Annotated in this window: 15 protein-coding genes; 10 read left to right on the top strand and 5 right to left on the bottom strand. The window is 37.2% G+C overall.

All coding sequences use genetic code 11. The features are described 5' to 3' along the window. Nucleotides 1-2 precede the first annotated feature (2 nt). The 3 genes from LB465_RS04360 (at nucleotide 3) to LB465_RS04350 (ending at nucleotide 5,707) form a co-directional block, all read left to right on the top strand. The gene (locus LB465_RS04360) at nucleotides 3-1,271 is read left to right on the top strand and encodes a glucose-1-phosphate adenylyltransferase (RefSeq protein WP_224467439.1); all 1,269 of its coding nucleotides are present in this window, start codon (nucleotides 3-5) and stop codon (nucleotides 1,269-1,271) included. Nucleotide 1,272: 1 nt separating this feature from the next. Next, nucleotides 1,273-3,183 carry a 1,4-alpha-glucan branching protein GlgB gene (gene glgB / locus LB465_RS04355; RefSeq protein WP_224467437.1) on the top strand — a complete coding sequence of 637 codons (1,911 nt, stop codon included), beginning with the start codon at nucleotides 1,273-1,275 and terminating at the stop codon, nucleotides 3,181-3,183. A 112-nt stretch (nucleotides 3,184-3,295) separates the two neighbouring features. Then, a complete protein-coding gene (locus LB465_RS04350) occupies nucleotides 3,296-5,707 on the top strand; it encodes a glycoside hydrolase family 31 protein (protein ID WP_224467435.1) in 2,412 nt (803 codons plus the stop codon). On the opposite strand, the gene LB465_RS04345 is transcribed toward LB465_RS04350, so the two are convergent. Next, on the bottom strand, nucleotides 5,708-6,634 hold the full coding sequence (locus LB465_RS04345) for a ketopantoate reductase family protein (RefSeq protein WP_224467432.1): 927 nt from the start codon (nucleotides 6,632-6,634) through the stop codon (nucleotides 5,708-5,710). Nucleotides 6,635-6,805: 171 nt separating this feature from the next. On the opposite strand from LB465_RS04345, the gene LB465_RS04340 reads away from it, so the two are divergent. The 7 genes from LB465_RS04340 to LB465_RS04310 all read left to right on the top strand — a co-directional run bounded on the left by LB465_RS04340 (nucleotide 6,806) and on the right by LB465_RS04310 (nucleotide 12,619). Further along, nucleotides 6,806-7,684, top strand: a complete 879-nt coding sequence (locus LB465_RS04340; protein ID WP_224467430.1) for a cell division protein FtsX — start codon at nucleotides 6,806-6,808, stop codon at nucleotides 7,682-7,684. 266 nt (nucleotides 7,685-7,950) lie between these two features. Then, complete coding sequence (locus LB465_RS04335) at nucleotides 7,951-8,538, top strand: YceI family protein (RefSeq protein WP_224467427.1); 588 nt, start codon at nucleotides 7,951-7,953, stop codon at nucleotides 8,536-8,538. Between the two features lie 24 nt (nucleotides 8,539-8,562). Further along, nucleotides 8,563-9,831, top strand: a complete 1,269-nt coding sequence (locus LB465_RS04330) for a hypothetical protein (protein ID WP_224467424.1) — start codon at nucleotides 8,563-8,565, stop codon at nucleotides 9,829-9,831. A 116-nt stretch (nucleotides 9,832-9,947) separates the two neighbouring features. Then, complete coding sequence (locus tag LB465_RS04325; protein WP_224467422.1) at nucleotides 9,948-10,526, top strand: YceI family protein; 579 nt, start codon at nucleotides 9,948-9,950, stop codon at nucleotides 10,524-10,526. A 3-nt stretch (nucleotides 10,527-10,529) separates the two neighbouring features. Next, the gene (locus tag LB465_RS04320) at nucleotides 10,530-11,804 is read left to right on the top strand and encodes an acetyl-CoA hydrolase/transferase family protein (RefSeq protein ID WP_224467419.1); all 1,275 of its coding nucleotides are present in this window, start codon (nucleotides 10,530-10,532) and stop codon (nucleotides 11,802-11,804) included. Between the two features lie 131 nt (nucleotides 11,805-11,935). Then, entirely contained in the window at nucleotides 11,936-12,217 is a 282-nt protein-coding gene (locus LB465_RS04315) for a hypothetical protein (protein WP_224467417.1), read from the top strand. Nucleotides 12,218-12,226: 9 nt separating this feature from the next. Further along, entirely contained in the window at nucleotides 12,227-12,619 is a 393-nt protein-coding gene (locus LB465_RS04310; RefSeq protein ID WP_224467413.1) for a group III truncated hemoglobin, read from the top strand. A 50-nt stretch (nucleotides 12,620-12,669) separates the two neighbouring features. Here the strand turns inward: LB465_RS04310 and LB465_RS04305 are convergent, their stop codons facing one another. The 4 genes from LB465_RS04305 to LB465_RS04290 form a co-directional block, all read right to left on the bottom strand. After that, the gene (locus LB465_RS04305; RefSeq protein ID WP_224467411.1) at nucleotides 12,670-13,236 is read right to left on the bottom strand and encodes a carbonic anhydrase; all 567 of its coding nucleotides are present in this window, start codon (nucleotides 13,234-13,236) and stop codon (nucleotides 12,670-12,672) included. A 283-nt stretch (nucleotides 13,237-13,519) separates the two neighbouring features. Next, nucleotides 13,520-14,266: a universal stress protein gene (locus LB465_RS04300; RefSeq protein WP_224467408.1), complete on the bottom strand. Its 747-nt coding sequence runs from the start codon at nucleotides 14,264-14,266 to the stop codon at nucleotides 13,520-13,522. Between the two features lie 84 nt (nucleotides 14,267-14,350). Further along, nucleotides 14,351-15,379: a response regulator gene (locus LB465_RS04295; RefSeq protein ID WP_224467406.1), complete on the bottom strand. Its 1,029-nt coding sequence runs from the start codon at nucleotides 15,377-15,379 to the stop codon at nucleotides 14,351-14,353. Between the two features lie 40 nt (nucleotides 15,380-15,419). Next, nucleotides 15,420-16,652, bottom strand: coding sequence for a PAS domain-containing sensor histidine kinase (locus LB465_RS04290; protein WP_224467403.1), 1,233 nt, complete (start codon nucleotides 16,650-16,652; stop codon nucleotides 15,420-15,422). Nucleotides 16,653-16,774: the final 122 nt, after the last annotated feature.

Below are 16,774 nucleotides of genomic sequence, written 5' to 3'. Positions count from 1 at the left end.
TCATGTTAAACGACAAAGTATTATCGGTTATTCTTGGAGGCGGTCAGGGCACCAGGCTCCACCCATTAACAGAAAGCAGGTCTAAACCTGCAGTTCCAATCGCAGGTAAATATCGCTTGGTAGATATTCCAATCTCAAACTGTATTAATGCAAACCTTAAGAGAATGTATGTGTTAACGCAGTTTAATTCGGCTTCCTTAAACAAGCATATCAAGAATACTTATCATTTCAGTTTTTTTAGTCCGGCTTTTGTAGATGTTTTGGCAGCAGAGCAAACCCCAAATAACAAAACCTGGTACCAGGGTACTGCCGATGCTGTTAGACAGGGAATGCATCATTTCAAAAAACATAAATTTGATTATTTCCTAATCCTTTCCGGAGATCAATTGTACCATATGGATTACAATAAAATGGTCCAGCAACATATAGATTCCTGCGCCGATATTACTATTGGTACCGTTCCAGTTACTGCAAAAGAAGCCCCGAGTTTCGGGATTATGAAAACCGATAAAGACAATAATATTACTTCATTTATAGAAAAACCGAAATCTGAACTTCTACCGGACTGGACTTCACCCGTGGGACCGGAGATGGAAGCTGAAGGTCGCTCTTATTTAGGTTCTATGGGAATTTACGTATTTAACCGCAAGTTGCTGGTTGAATTGATGGACGACGAGAGTACGGTAGATTTCGGAAAAGAGATAATTCCGCAGGCTATAGGAAAGAAAAAAGTTTGTGGTTACCAATTTGAAGGCTACTGGACAGATATAGGAAATATAGAATCCTTTTTTGAAGCGAATATCGGTTTAACCGAAGACATCCCAAAATTCAACCTTTATGATATGGAAAACCGGGTTTATACTCGGGCGAGGATTCTCCCGACTTCAAAAATTTCAGGAACCAATCTAAAAAAAGCTGTTATTGCTGAAGGTTGTATTATCCACGCTAAGGAAATTGAGTCTTCGGTAATCGGCGTCAGGTCTAGAATTGGAAAAGGTTCTGTCGTGAAAAATTGTTATATGATGGGATGCGATTTTTATGAATCTTTAGAGGAAATTGAAGGAAATAAAATTCGAAATCTTGCCGGAATAGGTGAAAATTGCAATATAAATAACGCCATAATCGATAAAAATTGTAGAATTGGAGACAATACCACAATCAATGGCGGTCCCCATTTAGAAGATGATGAAACAGATGCTTACGTAATAAAAGAGGGAATTGTAGTGCTTAAAAAAGATGCAGTACTTCCACCCGGAACAACTATAGGATAATATGACAAAAGTTATAACGCACAGTTTATTTTCAGAATTTGATATTAACTTATTTAAGTCGGGCAAACATTTTCGTTTGTACGAGAAATTTGGTTCGCACCCAATCACGCTCAATAAGGTTAAAGGAACCTATTTTGCAGTTTGGGCTCCCGGTGCCAAACAGGTTTCAGTGATTGGTGATTTTAATCATTGGCAGGATGGTGAATACCAACTAAACGTGCGTTGGGACGGCAGCGGAATCTGGGAAGGCTTTATCCCCAATGTAGAAAAAGGAAATTTATACAAGTATAAAATCCATAGTAATCATAACTCCATTGTTACCGAAAAAGCCGATCCTTATGCCAGGCGCTGCGAGCATCCGCCAAATACAGCTTCTGTAGTTTGGGAAGACGATTATAAATGGAAAGATAAATCCTGGCTGAAGAAGCGGAAAAAGCATAATTCTTTAAATGCTCCTTTTTCGGTTTATGAAGTGCATTTATCTTCCTGGAAGAAGAAAACCGAAGAAAACCGGTCACTTTCTTACCAGGAACTCGCCACAGATCTGGTTTCCTATGTAAAAGAGATGGGCTTTACCCACGTAGAGTTTATGCCTATTATGGAATATCCTTACGACCCGAGTTGGGGATATCAAATTACCGGATATTTCGCACCAACCTCGCGATTTGGTTATCCAGATGACTTTAAATTTCTGGTAGACAAACTTCACGAAAATGATATTGGAGTAATCTTAGACTGGGTTCCTTCACATTTCCCGGAAGATAGCCACGGACTCGGATATTTTGACGGAACTCATCTTTATGAACATCCCGATCCAAAAAGGGGCTATCATCCCGACTGGAAAAGTTTAATTTTTAATTATAACCGAAACGAGGTAAGAGCATTTTTAATCAGTAATGCTTTATATTGGTTAGAACAGTTTCATATCGACGGCATACGGGTAGATGCTGTGGCTTCCATTCTTTACCTGGATTATTCCAGGGATGAGGGCGAATGGGAACCCAATGAATTTGGAGGAAATAAGAACCTCCAGGCGATATCATTTTTGGAGGAACTCAATAAAGAAGTGTATGCTTCTTTTCCTGATGTACAAACCATTGCGGAAGAATCTACCGCATACAGTGGAGTTTCCAAACCCGTATTTCTCGGCGGACTCGGTTTTGGGATGAAATGGATGATGGGCTGGATGCACGATACACTTCAGTATTTTGCGAAAGAACCTATTTACCGAAAACACCACCAAAATAATATCACTTTTTCCCTTACTTACGCTTTTACTGAAAATTTTATGCTGCCTTTATCCCACGATGAAGTGGTTTACGGCAAACATTCAATTTTAGGAAGAATGCCGGGCGACGAATGGCAACGCTTTGCCAATTTGCGTTTGCTGTATGCCTATATGTTTACGCACCCCGGAACCAAATTATTGTTCCAGGGTTGTGAATTTGGACAAAGCGAGGAATGGGATTTTCAAAAAAGTTTAGACTGGCATTTATTAGAATATGATTCCCACAAAGGAATGCAGGAGTTAGTAAAAGCTTTAAATGAATTCTACAAATCACAGCCGGCTTTATATGAAAAACAATTTGTACCCGAAGGTTTTGAATGGATTGATTACAGCGATGCCGAGAATTCGGTTATAAGCTTTATCAGAAAAGGAGATCAGCCTAAAGACAATTTGATTATTGTTTGTAATCTAACCCCGATTCCGAGAGAAAACTACCAAATTGGCCTGCCTGAAGCCGGTAAACTCGAAGAAATTTTCAATAGCAATGAAAAGAAATTCTACGGAACAGGAGATTACAAGAATTCAAAAAAGACATCTACCAACAAAGCCTGGCATTCCAGAAAATATTCAACAGTTATAGATATCCCACCTTTGGCGATGCTTGCTTTCAAGTATTCAAGTTAGTTAAATGAACAACAACGATATAGTTAATAAACGCTTATAAATAATTTGCCAATACTAACTTATATATGAAAACTATTCAGTTCTTTTATCGCCTAGTAATCCATTATAAAATATGATCACAAATACCGAGTTAGAACAAAAAGGAAATGCTTTTCCATCTAGTGTAATTTCCTTCCGTAAGGATGTTGATACCCTGTACTTTACCACAGAAAATGATGTGGCTTTGCAAATTACTATCCTCAGGGATGGTTTGCTTCGCTTTAGATATTCTACTACCGGTATGTTTGCCAAGGATTTTTCATATGCGATCACTAAGCACGCAAGTATTGGGTACAATCAATTAGATATTGAAGAGCAGGAAGATTGCTACAGTATCACTACTACCAAAATAATCTGTGAGGTCTCCAAAAAGGGATTAAAAGTAAAGATTTACGATAGAGCAGACGGAACTTTAATCAACGAAGATGAACTTGGTTTTCATTGGGAAGATAGCTACGAATTTGGTGGCGATATCGTAAAAATGAGTAAAGTTTCTCACGATGGGGAAAGCTATTTTGGTCTGGGCGATAAACCGGGAAATCTAAATCTAAAGGGCAAACGCTTTGAAAATTGGGTAACCGATTCTTATGCCTACGGAAAAGATACCGATCCTATTTATAAAACAATTCCTTTTTACACCGGGCTTCACAACAAGAAAGCCTACGGAATTTTCTTTGATAATACCTTTAGGTCTTATTTCGATTTTGCGCAGGAAAGGCGTTTTGTAACCAGTTTCTGGGCGCAAGGTGGCGAGATGAATTATTACTTCATCTACGGCCCTAAAATGACCGATGTCGTTGAATACTATACCGACCTAACCGGGAAACCAGATTTACCTCCGCTTTGGGCTTTAGGATTTCATCAATGTAAATGGAGCTATTATCCCGAAAGTAAGGTAAAAGAAATCACTTCTAAATTCAGGGAATTGCAAATTCCTTGTGATGCTATCTATCTTGATATTGATTATATGGAAGGTTTTAGGTGTTTTACCTGGAACAAGGAATATTTCCCCGATCCAAAACGAATGGTAAAGGAACTTGAAGCAGATGGTTTTAAAACTGTTGCGATCATAGATCCGGGAATTAAAATTGATAAAAATTACTGGGTTTATAAAGAAGGACTTGAAAACGATTATTTCTGTAAACGCGCCGATGGCCCTTATATAAAAGGTAAAGTTTGGCCAGGGGAATGTTATTTCCCCGATTTCACAAACCCTAAAATTAGGGAGTGGTGGTCTGGACTCTTTAAAGAATTAATTGAAGATATAGGTGTTAAAGGTATCTGGAACGATATGAACGAGCCTGCGGTGATGGAAGTTCCGAATAAAACTTTTCCTCACGATGTAAGGCATGATTACGACGGAAATGCCTGTAGCCATAGAAAAGCCCACAATATTTACGGAATGCAAATGGCAAGGGCAACCTATCAGGGTGTAAAGAAATTCTCGCATCCAAAAAGGCCTTTTGTAATTACAAGAGCCGCTTATTCAGGAACTCAACGCTACACTTCAACCTGGACCGGAGATAATATTGCCACCTGGGAACATTTATGGATTGCCAACGTGCAGGTTCAACGCCTGGCAATGTCTGGTTTTTCTTTCGCAGGAAGTGATATCGGCGGTTTCGCCGAACAACCACACGGCGAACTATTTACCAGATGGATTCAGTTAGCTACTTTTCACCCGTTTTTTAGGGTGCATTCTTCCGGCGATCACGGCGACCAGGAACCCTGGACTTTTGATGAAGATATTACCGATATAGTGCGTAAATTTATTGAATTACGCTATCAGCTACTTCCATATCTATATACTGCTTTTTGGGATTATACCGAAAAAGGAGTGCCTTTAGTAAAATCCCTGGTAATGTTTGACCAGGAAGATGTGAACACGCATTATAGAATAGATGAGTTTATTTTTGGCGATAGCATTCTCGCCTGTCCAATCATAGAGCCTAATGCCAAAGGAAGGCGCATGTATGTTCCTCGAGGTAAATGGTATAACTACTGGACCGATGAATTGGTAACAGGCGGTAAAGAAATGTGGGTAGATGCTGATATTGACAGTATGCCGGTCTTTATTAAAGAAGGTGCTATAATCCCAAAATATCCCGTACAACAACACGTAGGCGAAAAAAAGATAGAAGAAATAACACTGGAAGTTTATTATAAGAGAGGGAAAGAAGATTCTCAATTCTTTGAAGATGCCCACGATGGCTACGATTATACCAAAGGACGTTTTTGTTTAAGAAGTTTTAAACTTACAGGAAGGAAAAACCAATTGATTATTCAGCAACATAAAGAAGGTTCCTTTGACGGCGACTGTAAAAATTTCAAATTGAAAATCCACGGATTGCCGTTTGAAATAAAAACCATTCAGCTGGATAATGAAACGAAATCTCTGGAGCATTTACAGGTTAACGGATGCCTCACGATGATTATAGATGAAAACTTTACAGAATTAGATTTCAATGGAGAAAACGAAGAATAGTTAATTTTTTCTCGCTTCCATTTCCATAGGCAGTAAACACTCGTAGATCATTTTATTTACGGGTGTTGAAATCTTTAATTTTTCGGCTTCTTTTACGATAAATCCGTTGAAATTCTCCAGTTCTGAAGGGCGCCCTGCCATAATATCACGTTGCGTGGAAGCTGTTGTTCCCTGCGGCTGATTTTGAATAAGTTCAAAAACTTTTTCCAGGTGTTCTTCTGCTAACGGAATTCCTTTTGCCCTGGCAACCAACATAATTTCTCGGGCTGTTTTTTGTAAAAGATCATACAAATATTCGCTTTCCCTTATTTTATCTATGGAAACCCGTGTTAATCCGCCGAGGCCACTTATAGTTGCGATAAATAAAAATTTCTTCCAGATGTCCAGCTGAATATTTTCAGGATTAAAATTGGTGATTTCTGCTTTGTCAAAAACCGATTTTAATTGCTGAATTCTTTCTGATTTTGAATTATCAATCTCCCCAAAAGTGATACGGGGTTCAAAGGAAACGTGTTTTACTTTTCCCGGTTTTTCGACAAAACTCACAATATGGCAAAGCCCCGCCAGTATATTTTTCTTCGGAAGGATTTCTTGTAGCTTTTCAACGTTATTGGCGCCATTTTGTAAAGGCACCACCATTGTTTCAGCTGAAATAATAGGTTTTAATTGCTTTGCAACTTCCTGAATTTGCCAGGATTTTACGCCTAAAATCACCAGCTCTGGAGTAGGAACTTCAGCTAAATTATCGGTTACCAAATTAGGTTTTACTTTAAAATTTCCGTTGATACTTTCAACTTCGAGTCCGTTTTTCTTTATTGCTTCCAGGTGCTTTCCGCGGGCAATCATAGTGACGTCAAATCCTGCCTGAGCCAGTTTTCCTCCAAAATAACCGCCTACTCCACCAATTCCGAAGATTAAAATGTTCATATTATTCGTGCTTTTCAATATAAAAGTAAAATTACTACTCCAGCATACCTAAGAATTCCAGCAATCGTTGAAAAATATTTCAGGTCTTTGCTAATTTTTTTAAACTTTAAACGTTTTAAAGATATTGCAAGCTTATCTTTTTTATTTTTACAAAAAATCTGAGATCGCCCTATGAGCACATCTTTTGAAAAGTACCAGAGACGCCGTTTAATCTCGTCTTATTTTTCTGTAGTAATTAGTATTGCTTTAGTACTTTTTTTATTAGGAATGTTGGGGTTGCTGGTCTTGAACACCAAAAAAGTAGCCGATCATTTTAAAGAACAAATCGCGCTTACCGTATATTTAAAAGATACCGCCAAAGAGGTTGAAATAGAACAGCTAAAGAAAAGCCTGGCGATGGCAGATTACACCAAATCTTCCACCTATGTTTCTAAAGAAGAAGCAGCCGAAGCGCACAGCAAAGAAATAGGCGAAGATTTTATGGAGTTTTTAGGCTATAATCCTTTACAGAATTCCATAGATGTTTATATGAATGCCGATTTTGTTTCAGGTGAACAGGTAGATGAAATCGCAGCCGACCTTACTTCCAAAAACTTTGTAGATGAAGTGGTTTATGACAAACCCCTTATCGCACTTTTAAACGAAAATGTAAAGAAAATCAGTTTCTGGGTGCTTATTGCGAGTGGAGTTTTCACGTTTATCGCGGTATTGCTTATCAATAGTTCTATAAGGCTTTCGGTGTATTCGAAAAGATTTATTATTAAAACCATGCAAATGGTAGGCGCTACCAAAGGTTTTATTCGAAGACCTTTTATCTGGCAAAGTGTAAAACTGGGAATAATAGGTGCAATCATCGCGCTTATAGGAATGGCCGGAGCACTGTATTACCTCAACAATAGCTTTCCGCAGCTTTCATTAACTTCAGACGTAAAATTACTTGCCGCTTTATTTATAGGCGTTTTTGTTATGGGTATCCTTATTACCTGGCTAAGTACATTTTTCGCAACCTCGAGGTTCTTAAATCTAAAAACCGACGAGCTTTATTACTAAGAAGCGCGTTCAGATTTCATTTTTTCTTTAGAAATAGTATTATTTCCTAAAAATTCTTCCTGCATTCTGCTGTTTTTTATCGCAGTAAATTTTTTTATATTCGAAAATCGCAAACGTTTTAGTGAACGAAAAGCCGCGTAAACACTATAAACTCCTTTATCGTGTCTCCCAAATTTCTCTTAAAAAATATTCTCAAACCTGATACTCGTCATAGATTCTGCTCTATTTCTACCCCAACTTTGTACCAAACTTAAAAACCTAATATCATGAAAGTTTTAAAATCATATCAAGTAATTCTTACAGGCGTATTCTTTATGTTGCTAACCGCAGGCAGCATGATCGGTCAAAACTTTAGAATGGATAATTCTTCAGAAATTATTGTTGAAGGAACTTCTAATATCCACGATTGGGAAATGAAGGCAAACTCTAAAAAAGGAGGCGCCACAATCACTACCGAAGAGGGGAAGCTCACAGGAATTTCCAGCTTACAGGTTACCGTTCCTGCTGAAAGCTTAGATAGCGGAAAAGGTGGAATGGACAAAAATGCTTATAAAGCGCTTAACACTAGCGAATATAAAAATATAGAATTTAAACTGGACGAAGTTAAAAAGATTGAAGCTCAGGGAAGCGACTCCTATAAAGTGAACGGTCTTGCAACTTTAAAAATTTCAGGAGTTTCTAAACAAGTCCCCGTAGCATTTACAGTAAAACTTAATGGAAATAAATTACAAATTAATGGTGAACAAAAAATCAATATGACTCATTACAAAGTAGACCCTCCAACTGCTATGTTTGGAACAATTACCACAGGAGAAGACCTAACTATTAAATTCAAATCAACATTTTCTAAATAACTATTCAATTTAAAAATTATTACAATGAAAAATTCAATCAAATATTTCGGAATTGCTTTAATGATGGCCGCAGGCTTTCAGGCACAGGCACAAGACGTAGACGTAGATGTGGATGTAGAGAACAAAACTATATGGGACAGAGATCTTCCTAACTTTAGAGCTCCAGACCAGCGTGGTCTTACCGAGTTCGAACCAACAAAAGACACAGATTATGATTTTGACGGAGTTCAGGTAAGAATAGGTGGTGCTTCTACCATTCAATTACAAGGTCTACGCCAGGAAAATTCTTCAGGGGAGAACGACGATCTTGCTGAACTGGGAACTAACTTTAACCTTGCTACCGCAAACCTTGATCTCGATGTTCTTTTAGCTCCGGGATTGAGAATGCACTTGAGAACATATCTTTCTTCTTTACACCACAATGAAGCATATGTAAAAGGTGGGTATATTCAAATAGATGGTCTTGAGTGGATCAGTGAAGATCTAGCAGGTTATATGGATAATTGGAGAGTGAAAATTGGTCACATGGAAAACAACTATGGTGATGCTCACTTTAGAAGATCTGACAACGCGATGGCTCTTTATAACCCATTTGTAGGTAATTATTTAATGGATGCCTTTACTACTGAAGTTGGTGCAGAGGTTTACTACATGAACGGTCCATGGTTAGCAATGGCAGGTTTTACCAACAGTACTATTAATCAAAGTTCTCTGGAAACTGATAGAGATCCTTCATACCTTGCAAAGATTGGTTACGATAAGCAAATAAACGAAGATTTCAGATTTAGATTAACAGGATCTGTATTTCACTCTGGATTCAGACCTATTGGTTCAAGAGGATCTACACAATACCTTTACAGTGGTGACCGTGCAGGAACAAGATACTACAATGTAATAGAAGGTGATTTCAGAGCTGGTAGAATTAACCCTGCCACTGGAGCAGAACTTACTTCTTTCATGATCAACCCATTCATAAAATTTGGTGGACTTGAGTTCTTTGGAATCTATGAAAATGCATCAACTGAAAATGATGATTGGAATCAGTATGCAGGTGAGCTTATCTACCGTTTTGGTCAGGGCGAAGACTTTTACGTAGGTACTCGATACAACACTGCAAGCAATGATGATGTTTCAGTTAACCGTTTCAACGTAGGTGGTGGATGGTTCTTGACCAAAAACGTTCTCGCAAAAGTTGAGTATGTAAACCAGCAGTATAACGACTATCCTGCCGGAACTGTTTATGACGATGCTCAGTTTAACGGATTCAACATTGAAGCAGTAATTAGTTTTTAAGTTGAATGTTGAGCCCCGGATGCTATCTCTAAGAGATTCACCGGGGCTTTTTTATTTCCTGTTTTCAATAAAAAATGATTGCATATATTTATTAGAAAGCCCTAAATTTAATCAGGATGAGAACTTATTTTCTTTTTTTCTTCACGATATTTCTTAGTTTTTCGGGCCTGACACAAACTAGTTTAGAGACCCGCGAAATTGTCATCCTGCCCAACAGTAGCCTAAGTATTACTGGTACTACAAACATAAATGAATTTGAATGTAATTTTAATCCGCTTTACTTCAAAAACGAAAGCTTTAAGGTTCACTACATTGATAAAGAACGCGCCCTAATATTCAAAAACAGTATACTTACCCTAGAAAATAAAAATTTTGACTGCGGACACAGAAAAATCAATAAAGATTTTCACGACCTACTTAAAACTGAAAAATACCCGGAGATTTTTTTGAAAATAAAAAAAATAGATCTCCACCAGGAAGAAGATGCCACAGTAACTTTAAGTTTTACCATTGCAGGAATTGAAAACGATTACCGCTTTCCAATTGAAATCACCTGGAAAAACGAAATTCGTTTTGTAGGAAAATTAGAACTAAACATCAAGGATTTTAATCTACAAGCACCTAGCAAAATTTTTGGCTTAATTGTCATAGATGAAGAAATTGAGATCAATTTTGATCTGAATATTAAAACTTAAATTGTGAAAAATCCAAAGATATTATCCGCACAAGAAGCAGTTGCTATAGTAAATTCTGGTAATCGCATTTTTATTCAGGGTGCCGCAATGACCCCGGTTACCTTAATTGATGCATTATGCGATCGCTATAATGAATTATCTGATGTTGAAATAATACAAATTCACACCGAAGGAAAAGCAAAATATACCGAAGAACCTTATGCCGATTCTTTCAGCATAAACACGTGTTTTGTCGCCGGAAATGTTAGAAATGCGGTCAACTCCAACAAAGGAACTTATATTCCAATTTTTCTAAGTGAAATTCATAATCTTTTCCGAAGGGATATTTTGCCTTTAGATGTTGCTTTTATACAGGTTTCCCCACCAGATAAACACGGCTATTGTTCGCTGGGCGTTTCGGTAGATATTACATTACCCGCTATTCAAAAGGCTAAAAAAGTAATCGCACAAATAAATCCGAATGTACCCAGAACCCACGGCGACGGGATTATTCACAGCAGCCAGATTGATGCCGCCATAGAAGTGAATCAACCTATTTTTGCTACCAGCTTTACTGCTCCTACCGAAATTGAAAAGCAAATTGGCAAACACGTAGCCGAATTAATTGAAGATGGCGCTACCCTACAAATGGGAATCGGCGGTATCCCCAACGTGGTTTTAAATAATCTGCAAAATCATAAAAACCTTGGAATTCATACTGAAATGTTTTCTGACGGAATTCTTCCCCTGGTAAAATCGGGAGTGATTACCGGAGCAAATAAGGAAATAAAAACCGGAAAACTGGTGACTTGTTTTGCCATAGGTTCGCCCGATCTATATGATTTTATAGACGATAATCCCATTGTGCATTTTAAAGAAGCAGCCTATACAAACGATACGGCCATAATTAGGCAAAACCCAAAGGTAACCGCTATAAACTCGGCTATAGAAATAGATCTTACCGGCCAGGTTTGTGCCGATACTATTGGGAAATATCAATTTTCTGGAGTTGGCGGGCAAATGGATTTTATAAGAGGCGCAGCGCTATCTGAAGGTGGAAAACCCATTATTGCTATGCCCTCAATCACTAAAAACGGGATTTCCAAAATTGTGCCTTTTCTAAAAGAAGGTGCCGGAGTAACCACAACCAGGGCGCACGTACATTACATTGCTACAGAATATGGCGTAGTAAATCTCTACGGAAAAAACCTGAAACAAAGAGCAAAAGAACTTATCTCTATAGCGCATCCAGATCATAGGGAGCAATTGGAGAGAGAATCTCATAATCAATTTAGGTAGAATTACTTATAATGATTTTCAAAGCCTGGAGAAACTTAATTTTCTCCAGGCTTTTTTTATACTTATGATTATGCTCATAAGATTTCCATTGCTCCAACCTTAATTTTACCCCACATTTAAAATTAAAAATTATGAAACTTTACAAGACTTTGCTAGCCGATTTTGAAGAAATGAGTTTAGGATATTCTGCAATTGGTATTATTGCATCCAGTTGTTTAGGATCTGTGGCAGCAATGCTAATTTTAATGAACGGGCATACTTTTATAGATATGCTTCAACTTTTTATTGTTGTGGTTGTTTGTATGGGATTCAATACCGTAATTTTGGCGCAGTTTAAATCAAAAATAGTATTTAATACGCTTTTGCTAAGCCTTGCAATATCGTCTATCTTTATTCTTATAAATATTTTCTAAATTATTTTTATGAAAAATGATATTAAAACCCGGGAAGATATTTTTCTACTGGTTTCCGGATTTTATAAAAAAGTAAGGCAGAATCCTGAAATTGGTCATTTTTTCAATGAGGTGATAAAAGACTGGGATGCCCATCTCGAGAAATTAACCGATTTCTGGGAAAGTAACCTCTTTTTTAAAGCGATCTACAAAGGGAATCCGCAAAAGGTTCACGTGAAGGTAGACCAGGAAAACAACCAGGAGATTTCCAATTATCATTTTGGAATCTGGCTAAACTTATGGTTTGAAACTATAGACGAATTATATGAAGGTGAACTTGCTAACCGCGCGAAAAATAATGCCCGAAAGATGTCTTCACATTTATATTTAAAGATGTTTCAGTCTCGTGAAAACCACGTATAAAAAAAGCCCCAAAAGCATTTGCTCATGGGGCTTTTTAAATTATTATCTATCTATAGAAAATCTACTTTGCCTGAATCTAAATTATAATAAGCTGATACGATTTTCACTTTCCCGCTATCGGCCGCCTCTTTTATAATCGTAGAACGTGTTTTAAGCTCTTCAGCGGTTAATTGTGCGTTTTTCTTCACTACATCATTAACCGGTGCATCTTTACCTGAAGCTGCTATTGCAGGAGCAATATGAGAAACCAGATGGTTTAAGTTGTAACCATTGTCTCCCCCACTCATTGCGGCAGTAACAGCACCACAACTTTCGTGACCCATTACTACAATAATTTCGGTTCCAAGATTGGCAACAGCATATTCCATACTGGCAATAGAAGAACTATTAGCAATATTTCCGGCTACACGCACGGTAAATAATTCACCCAGACCAGTATCAAAAGCAAGCTCCGGTACTACACGGCTATCGGCACAGCTAAGAACGATTGCGTAAGGCGCCTGCCCTTTAGTTAACTCTTCTCTGCGAGATTTATCCTGTAAATTTCCTTCTTTTTTATCGGCGGTAAAACGCCCGTTACCTTCTTTAAGTCTATTTAATACTTCGTCTTTATTCATAATTTATTTTTTAAAAATTTATTATACCCTTTATAAAAAAAGAAGACTGTTTGAAAACAAATTGAAATCGTCATTCTAAATTTATTTCAGAATCTAAGTTGTTATTATTCAAAACATGTTAGAAGCTGAAACAAATTCAGCTTGACGCCAATAAAATCTTTCAGATATCTTCTTTTGAAAGAAGCATAAACATAAGGATTTCTGCTATATTTAGCAACATAGCAGGAGGCTAAGGGACTAATTTTAATAGCTTAGCCGCAAACTTTAACCTAATTTTAGAAGTTTAACCGTGTAGTATAAGAACCGGGAGGTTTTGGTTCCTGGTTTCGGTAGCCGAAAGCCTGTTTAAAAGCTTCTCCGTAATATGAAGTTGTCTTGCAAAAAACACAATAATATTGGCTTTTGTATTTGCTTCTGGCCAGAATTTTTCCAGAAAATCTGACTCTCTTTTTAGGGTTTTACGGAAAATTTTATAATTGGGCAATCTAAAATCTTCTATTTGTGACTCAGCATTATTCAAATTAAATTCCCACACATCTAAAGTTACATCCTTTGAAACGGGTAATTTTTGCAATAATTGTAAAGCCTCAGTATGTACTGGAAAACGAAGATCTAATGGAAGATATAGTCTTTCCCATTGCTTGAAATCACAATTAGGCACTACCAGTACCGGGCATTTTACTTTTTTCACCACATTACAGGTATTGCCACCCAGACCCTGAAAATTAGAAGTGTTTTTTCCCGATGCCCCCATAACAATTAAGTTTATCTTTTTTTCGGTCACCACCTTGCGGGTCGCGTTTATTAGATTATCGGCAAATGGAAGGGTAGAAAATGAATGCTCGTTTGCTGCCGGCTCTTTTTTAAGCTTAGCTACAAACTCTAAAAGCGCCTCATCTATCTGCGTGGCTTCCCCGGTAGAAGAAGCGTTAAGTACATAAAATTGGGATAAGCCTGAAGCTGAATTCAAGGCGTAACGAGCAGCATTATAAGCCTGAGGAGAAAAATCTGTTAGTATTAAAATATTCATAGGCTTGACCTTTCAGCACTAATTTTGGCCAAAAATAATGTGAAAGATCAATCCTAAATATGACTCCGGTCAGTTCTGTAAAAATTAACTAATTGCCTCTAACTTTTCAGCGTCCAAGAGCTTTACATTTCTACCTTCAATTTCTATAAGTCCTTCTTTTTTAAAATCTGAAAGGGTTCTTATTAATGTTTCTGAAGCTATACCAGCTACACCAGCAAGATCTGCCCGGGAAATTCTAATACTGTGTAATGGGTTTTTCTTTATTTTATGTGCAAAAAGTAGAATGGTACGCGCGGTTTTTCTTCTCACCGAAGCGTAAGCAATTTCCATAAGTTGTTCTTTAACACCCATTAAATGATCACCCATTTCCTGAAGCAACTCCATGCTAATATTACTGTTATTTTTCAGTATTTCCCTTAAATCGTCTTTAGAAACTATGTAAAGTACACTTTCTTCTAAAGCCGTGGTATATTCACCGTAAGCTGAATTTTTATTAAAGCTAAGATTTCCAAAGAAATCGCCTTCTTTATAAAGTTCGGTAATCATTTCTTTGCCACGACTATCATATTTATGAGCTTTCACCACCCCGCGCTCTACCATATAAAAATGCAGGGAAGATTTTCCTTCCTCATAAATATTTTCACCGGCTTTATAACCAAATTTTTCCCGGTTTCTCATCATCTCGCGAAAAGCAGACAGATTTTGAACGGTTTCCCCACCCTCATCTTTTTGCGCTTGTAAAATCTCTACTTTCGCTAGCCTGCTCTCAATAGCACTCAAGAGGTCTTCTTCTTCAAAAGGTTTGGTTAAATAATCGTCTGCACCAAGATCCATCCCCCTTCTTACATCTTTATGCTCGGTTTTTGCCGAAAGGAAAATAAAAGGAATTCCTTTGGTTTTAGGATCTTCCGAAAGGCGGGTGAGCACATCGTAGCCATCAAGCTCTGGCATCATGATATCGCACACAATTATATCGGGCGATTCTTCTTTTGCTTTATCTACACCTTTTTTTCCATTGGGTGCGGTTACTACTTCATAATTTGAGAGTTCCAGTAATTCTGCGGTATTCTCCCTAACGGTTACATCGTCTTCAATTAAAAGTATTTTCTTCATTTTAAACTATTTTCTATGACCACTCACGTAAAACATGCGGTTATCTATTTTGGTTAGGTAATGTTACGGTAAATTTAGTGCCTTTATTTTCTACACTTTCAAATTTGATTTTACCTCCCATATTTTCAAGATGAACTTTAACTATATTTAGACCTATGCCAGTTCCCTGGTTCAGTAAAGCATTTTCAGCCCTAAAATAGCGCTCAAAAATATGCTTTTGATCTTTCTGAGGAATTCCCATTCCTTCATCTTCAACTTCAAAGATAATTTTTTCTTCAGTAGGAAATATTCGGAAATAGATCGTTGAATCTTCTGGTGAATATTTAATAGAATTTCCTATTAAATTGGAAAGAATAAGTTCCAGAATTTTTTCATCCTGATACAGGGTGATATCTTCCAGCTCACTATCATATTCTATCTCCTGCCCATATTTTAAAGTAACATTAGCATTGTAAATCACTTCGTTTACCATCTTATTAAGACTAAAAGCTGTGTATTTGTAATTTACATTCCCCGATTCCAAACGTTCTAAGGATAGAAAATCATTTAAAATATTATTTAAATAATGCACCTTATTTTTTATAGTGGTAAGGTGTTTTGTTCTTTTTTCTTGCTGTTCGGCTTGGGTATATTTTTCGGCTAAAGTTGCCGAGGTAAGAATCCCACTTAACGGAGTTTTGAATTCGTGGGAAACCAGGGAGAGAAATTTTGTTTTTAACTCGTTAAGTTCTTTTTCCTGTTTTAGTGCGAGTTTAATACGTTTTTCGGCTTCTTTTCGCTTTGTAATTTCCTTTTCAAGGTTATCTACCGTATGTCTAAGTTCGCGGGTTCGTATTTTAATTTTATCTTCCAGCTCGGCATTGAGCTCTCTAATGCGCTGCTGATTTTCTTTTCTAACTGTAATGTCAACAATTAAAGACATTACAAAACGCTCCCCATCTACTTTAAAAGGATTTAAACCTGCTTCTACCGGAAATTGTGTTCCGTCTTTTTTAACACCAAACAAATCTCTGCCGTGGCCCATTTGTCGTTTCTCACTGTACTCCATAAACCTATCGAAATGCTCATGGTGATTGGCTTTGTATCGTATAGGAATTAGAATATTTAGATGCTCGTCTAAAAGTTCTTCCTTTTCGTAACCAAACATGATTAATGCAGCCCTATTGGCTGTAACTATTATTTGCTGGCTATCTACTACGATAACTCCTTCTGAAGCCGCTTCGAATAAAGTATTGAAAATTTGCTCGTTTTCTTTAAAAAATTTTAAAGCCACAGTTTATTAGTTAGGTATTTATCGAAACTAAATTACAAAGTGTTGAACGAATTATTAAGAAAACAGAGTTTTAATTTCGGAATTAAAAAAGAAGAAAATAATGCTCTTATTTATAACCAAGG

Source organism: Salegentibacter lacus (genome assembly GCF_020164555.1).
GTDB classification, from domain to species: Bacteria; Bacteroidota; Bacteroidia; order Flavobacteriales; family Flavobacteriaceae; genus Salegentibacter; species Salegentibacter lacus.
This window is presented reverse-complemented; position numbering and strand designations above follow the sequence as displayed.

What these genes read in the sequence shown, in the direction of transcription:
- LB465_RS04345 (WP_224467432.1), bottom strand. Translation starts at nt 6,634, where the DNA reads ATGAACATTTTAATCTTCGGAATTGGTGGAGTAGGCGGTTATTTTGGA.
- LB465_RS04350 (WP_224467435.1), top strand. Translation starts at nt 3,296, where the DNA reads ATGATCACAAATACCGAGTTAGAACAAAAAGGAAATGCTTTTCCATCT.
- LB465_RS04295 (WP_224467406.1), bottom strand. Translation starts at nt 15,379, where the DNA reads ATGAAGAAAATACTTTTAATTGAAGACGATGTAACCGTTAGGGAGAAT.
- LB465_RS04340 (WP_224467430.1), top strand. Translation starts at nt 6,806, where the DNA reads ATGAGCACATCTTTTGAAAAGTACCAGAGACGCCGTTTAATCTCGTCT.
- LB465_RS04360 (WP_224467439.1), top strand. Translation starts at nt 3, where the DNA reads ATGTTAAACGACAAAGTATTATCGGTTATTCTTGGAGGCGGTCAGGGC.
- LB465_RS04310 (WP_224467413.1), top strand. Translation starts at nt 12,227, where the DNA reads ATGAAAAATGATATTAAAACCCGGGAAGATATTTTTCTACTGGTTTCC.
- glgB (WP_224467437.1), top strand. Translation starts at nt 1,273, where the DNA reads ATGACAAAAGTTATAACGCACAGTTTATTTTCAGAATTTGATATTAAC.
- LB465_RS04315 (WP_224467417.1), top strand. Translation starts at nt 11,936, where the DNA reads ATGAAACTTTACAAGACTTTGCTAGCCGATTTTGAAGAAATGAGTTTA.
- LB465_RS04335 (WP_224467427.1), top strand. Translation starts at nt 7,951, where the DNA reads ATGAAAGTTTTAAAATCATATCAAGTAATTCTTACAGGCGTATTCTTT.
- LB465_RS04305 (WP_224467411.1), bottom strand. Translation starts at nt 13,236, where the DNA reads ATGAATAAAGACGAAGTATTAAATAGACTTAAAGAAGGTAACGGGCGT.
- LB465_RS04330 (WP_224467424.1), top strand. Translation starts at nt 8,563, where the DNA reads ATGAAAAATTCAATCAAATATTTCGGAATTGCTTTAATGATGGCCGCA.
- LB465_RS04325 (WP_224467422.1), top strand. Translation starts at nt 9,948, where the DNA reads ATGAGAACTTATTTTCTTTTTTTCTTCACGATATTTCTTAGTTTTTCG.
- LB465_RS04300 (WP_224467408.1), bottom strand. Translation starts at nt 14,266, where the DNA reads ATGAATATTTTAATACTAACAGATTTTTCTCCTCAGGCTTATAATGCT.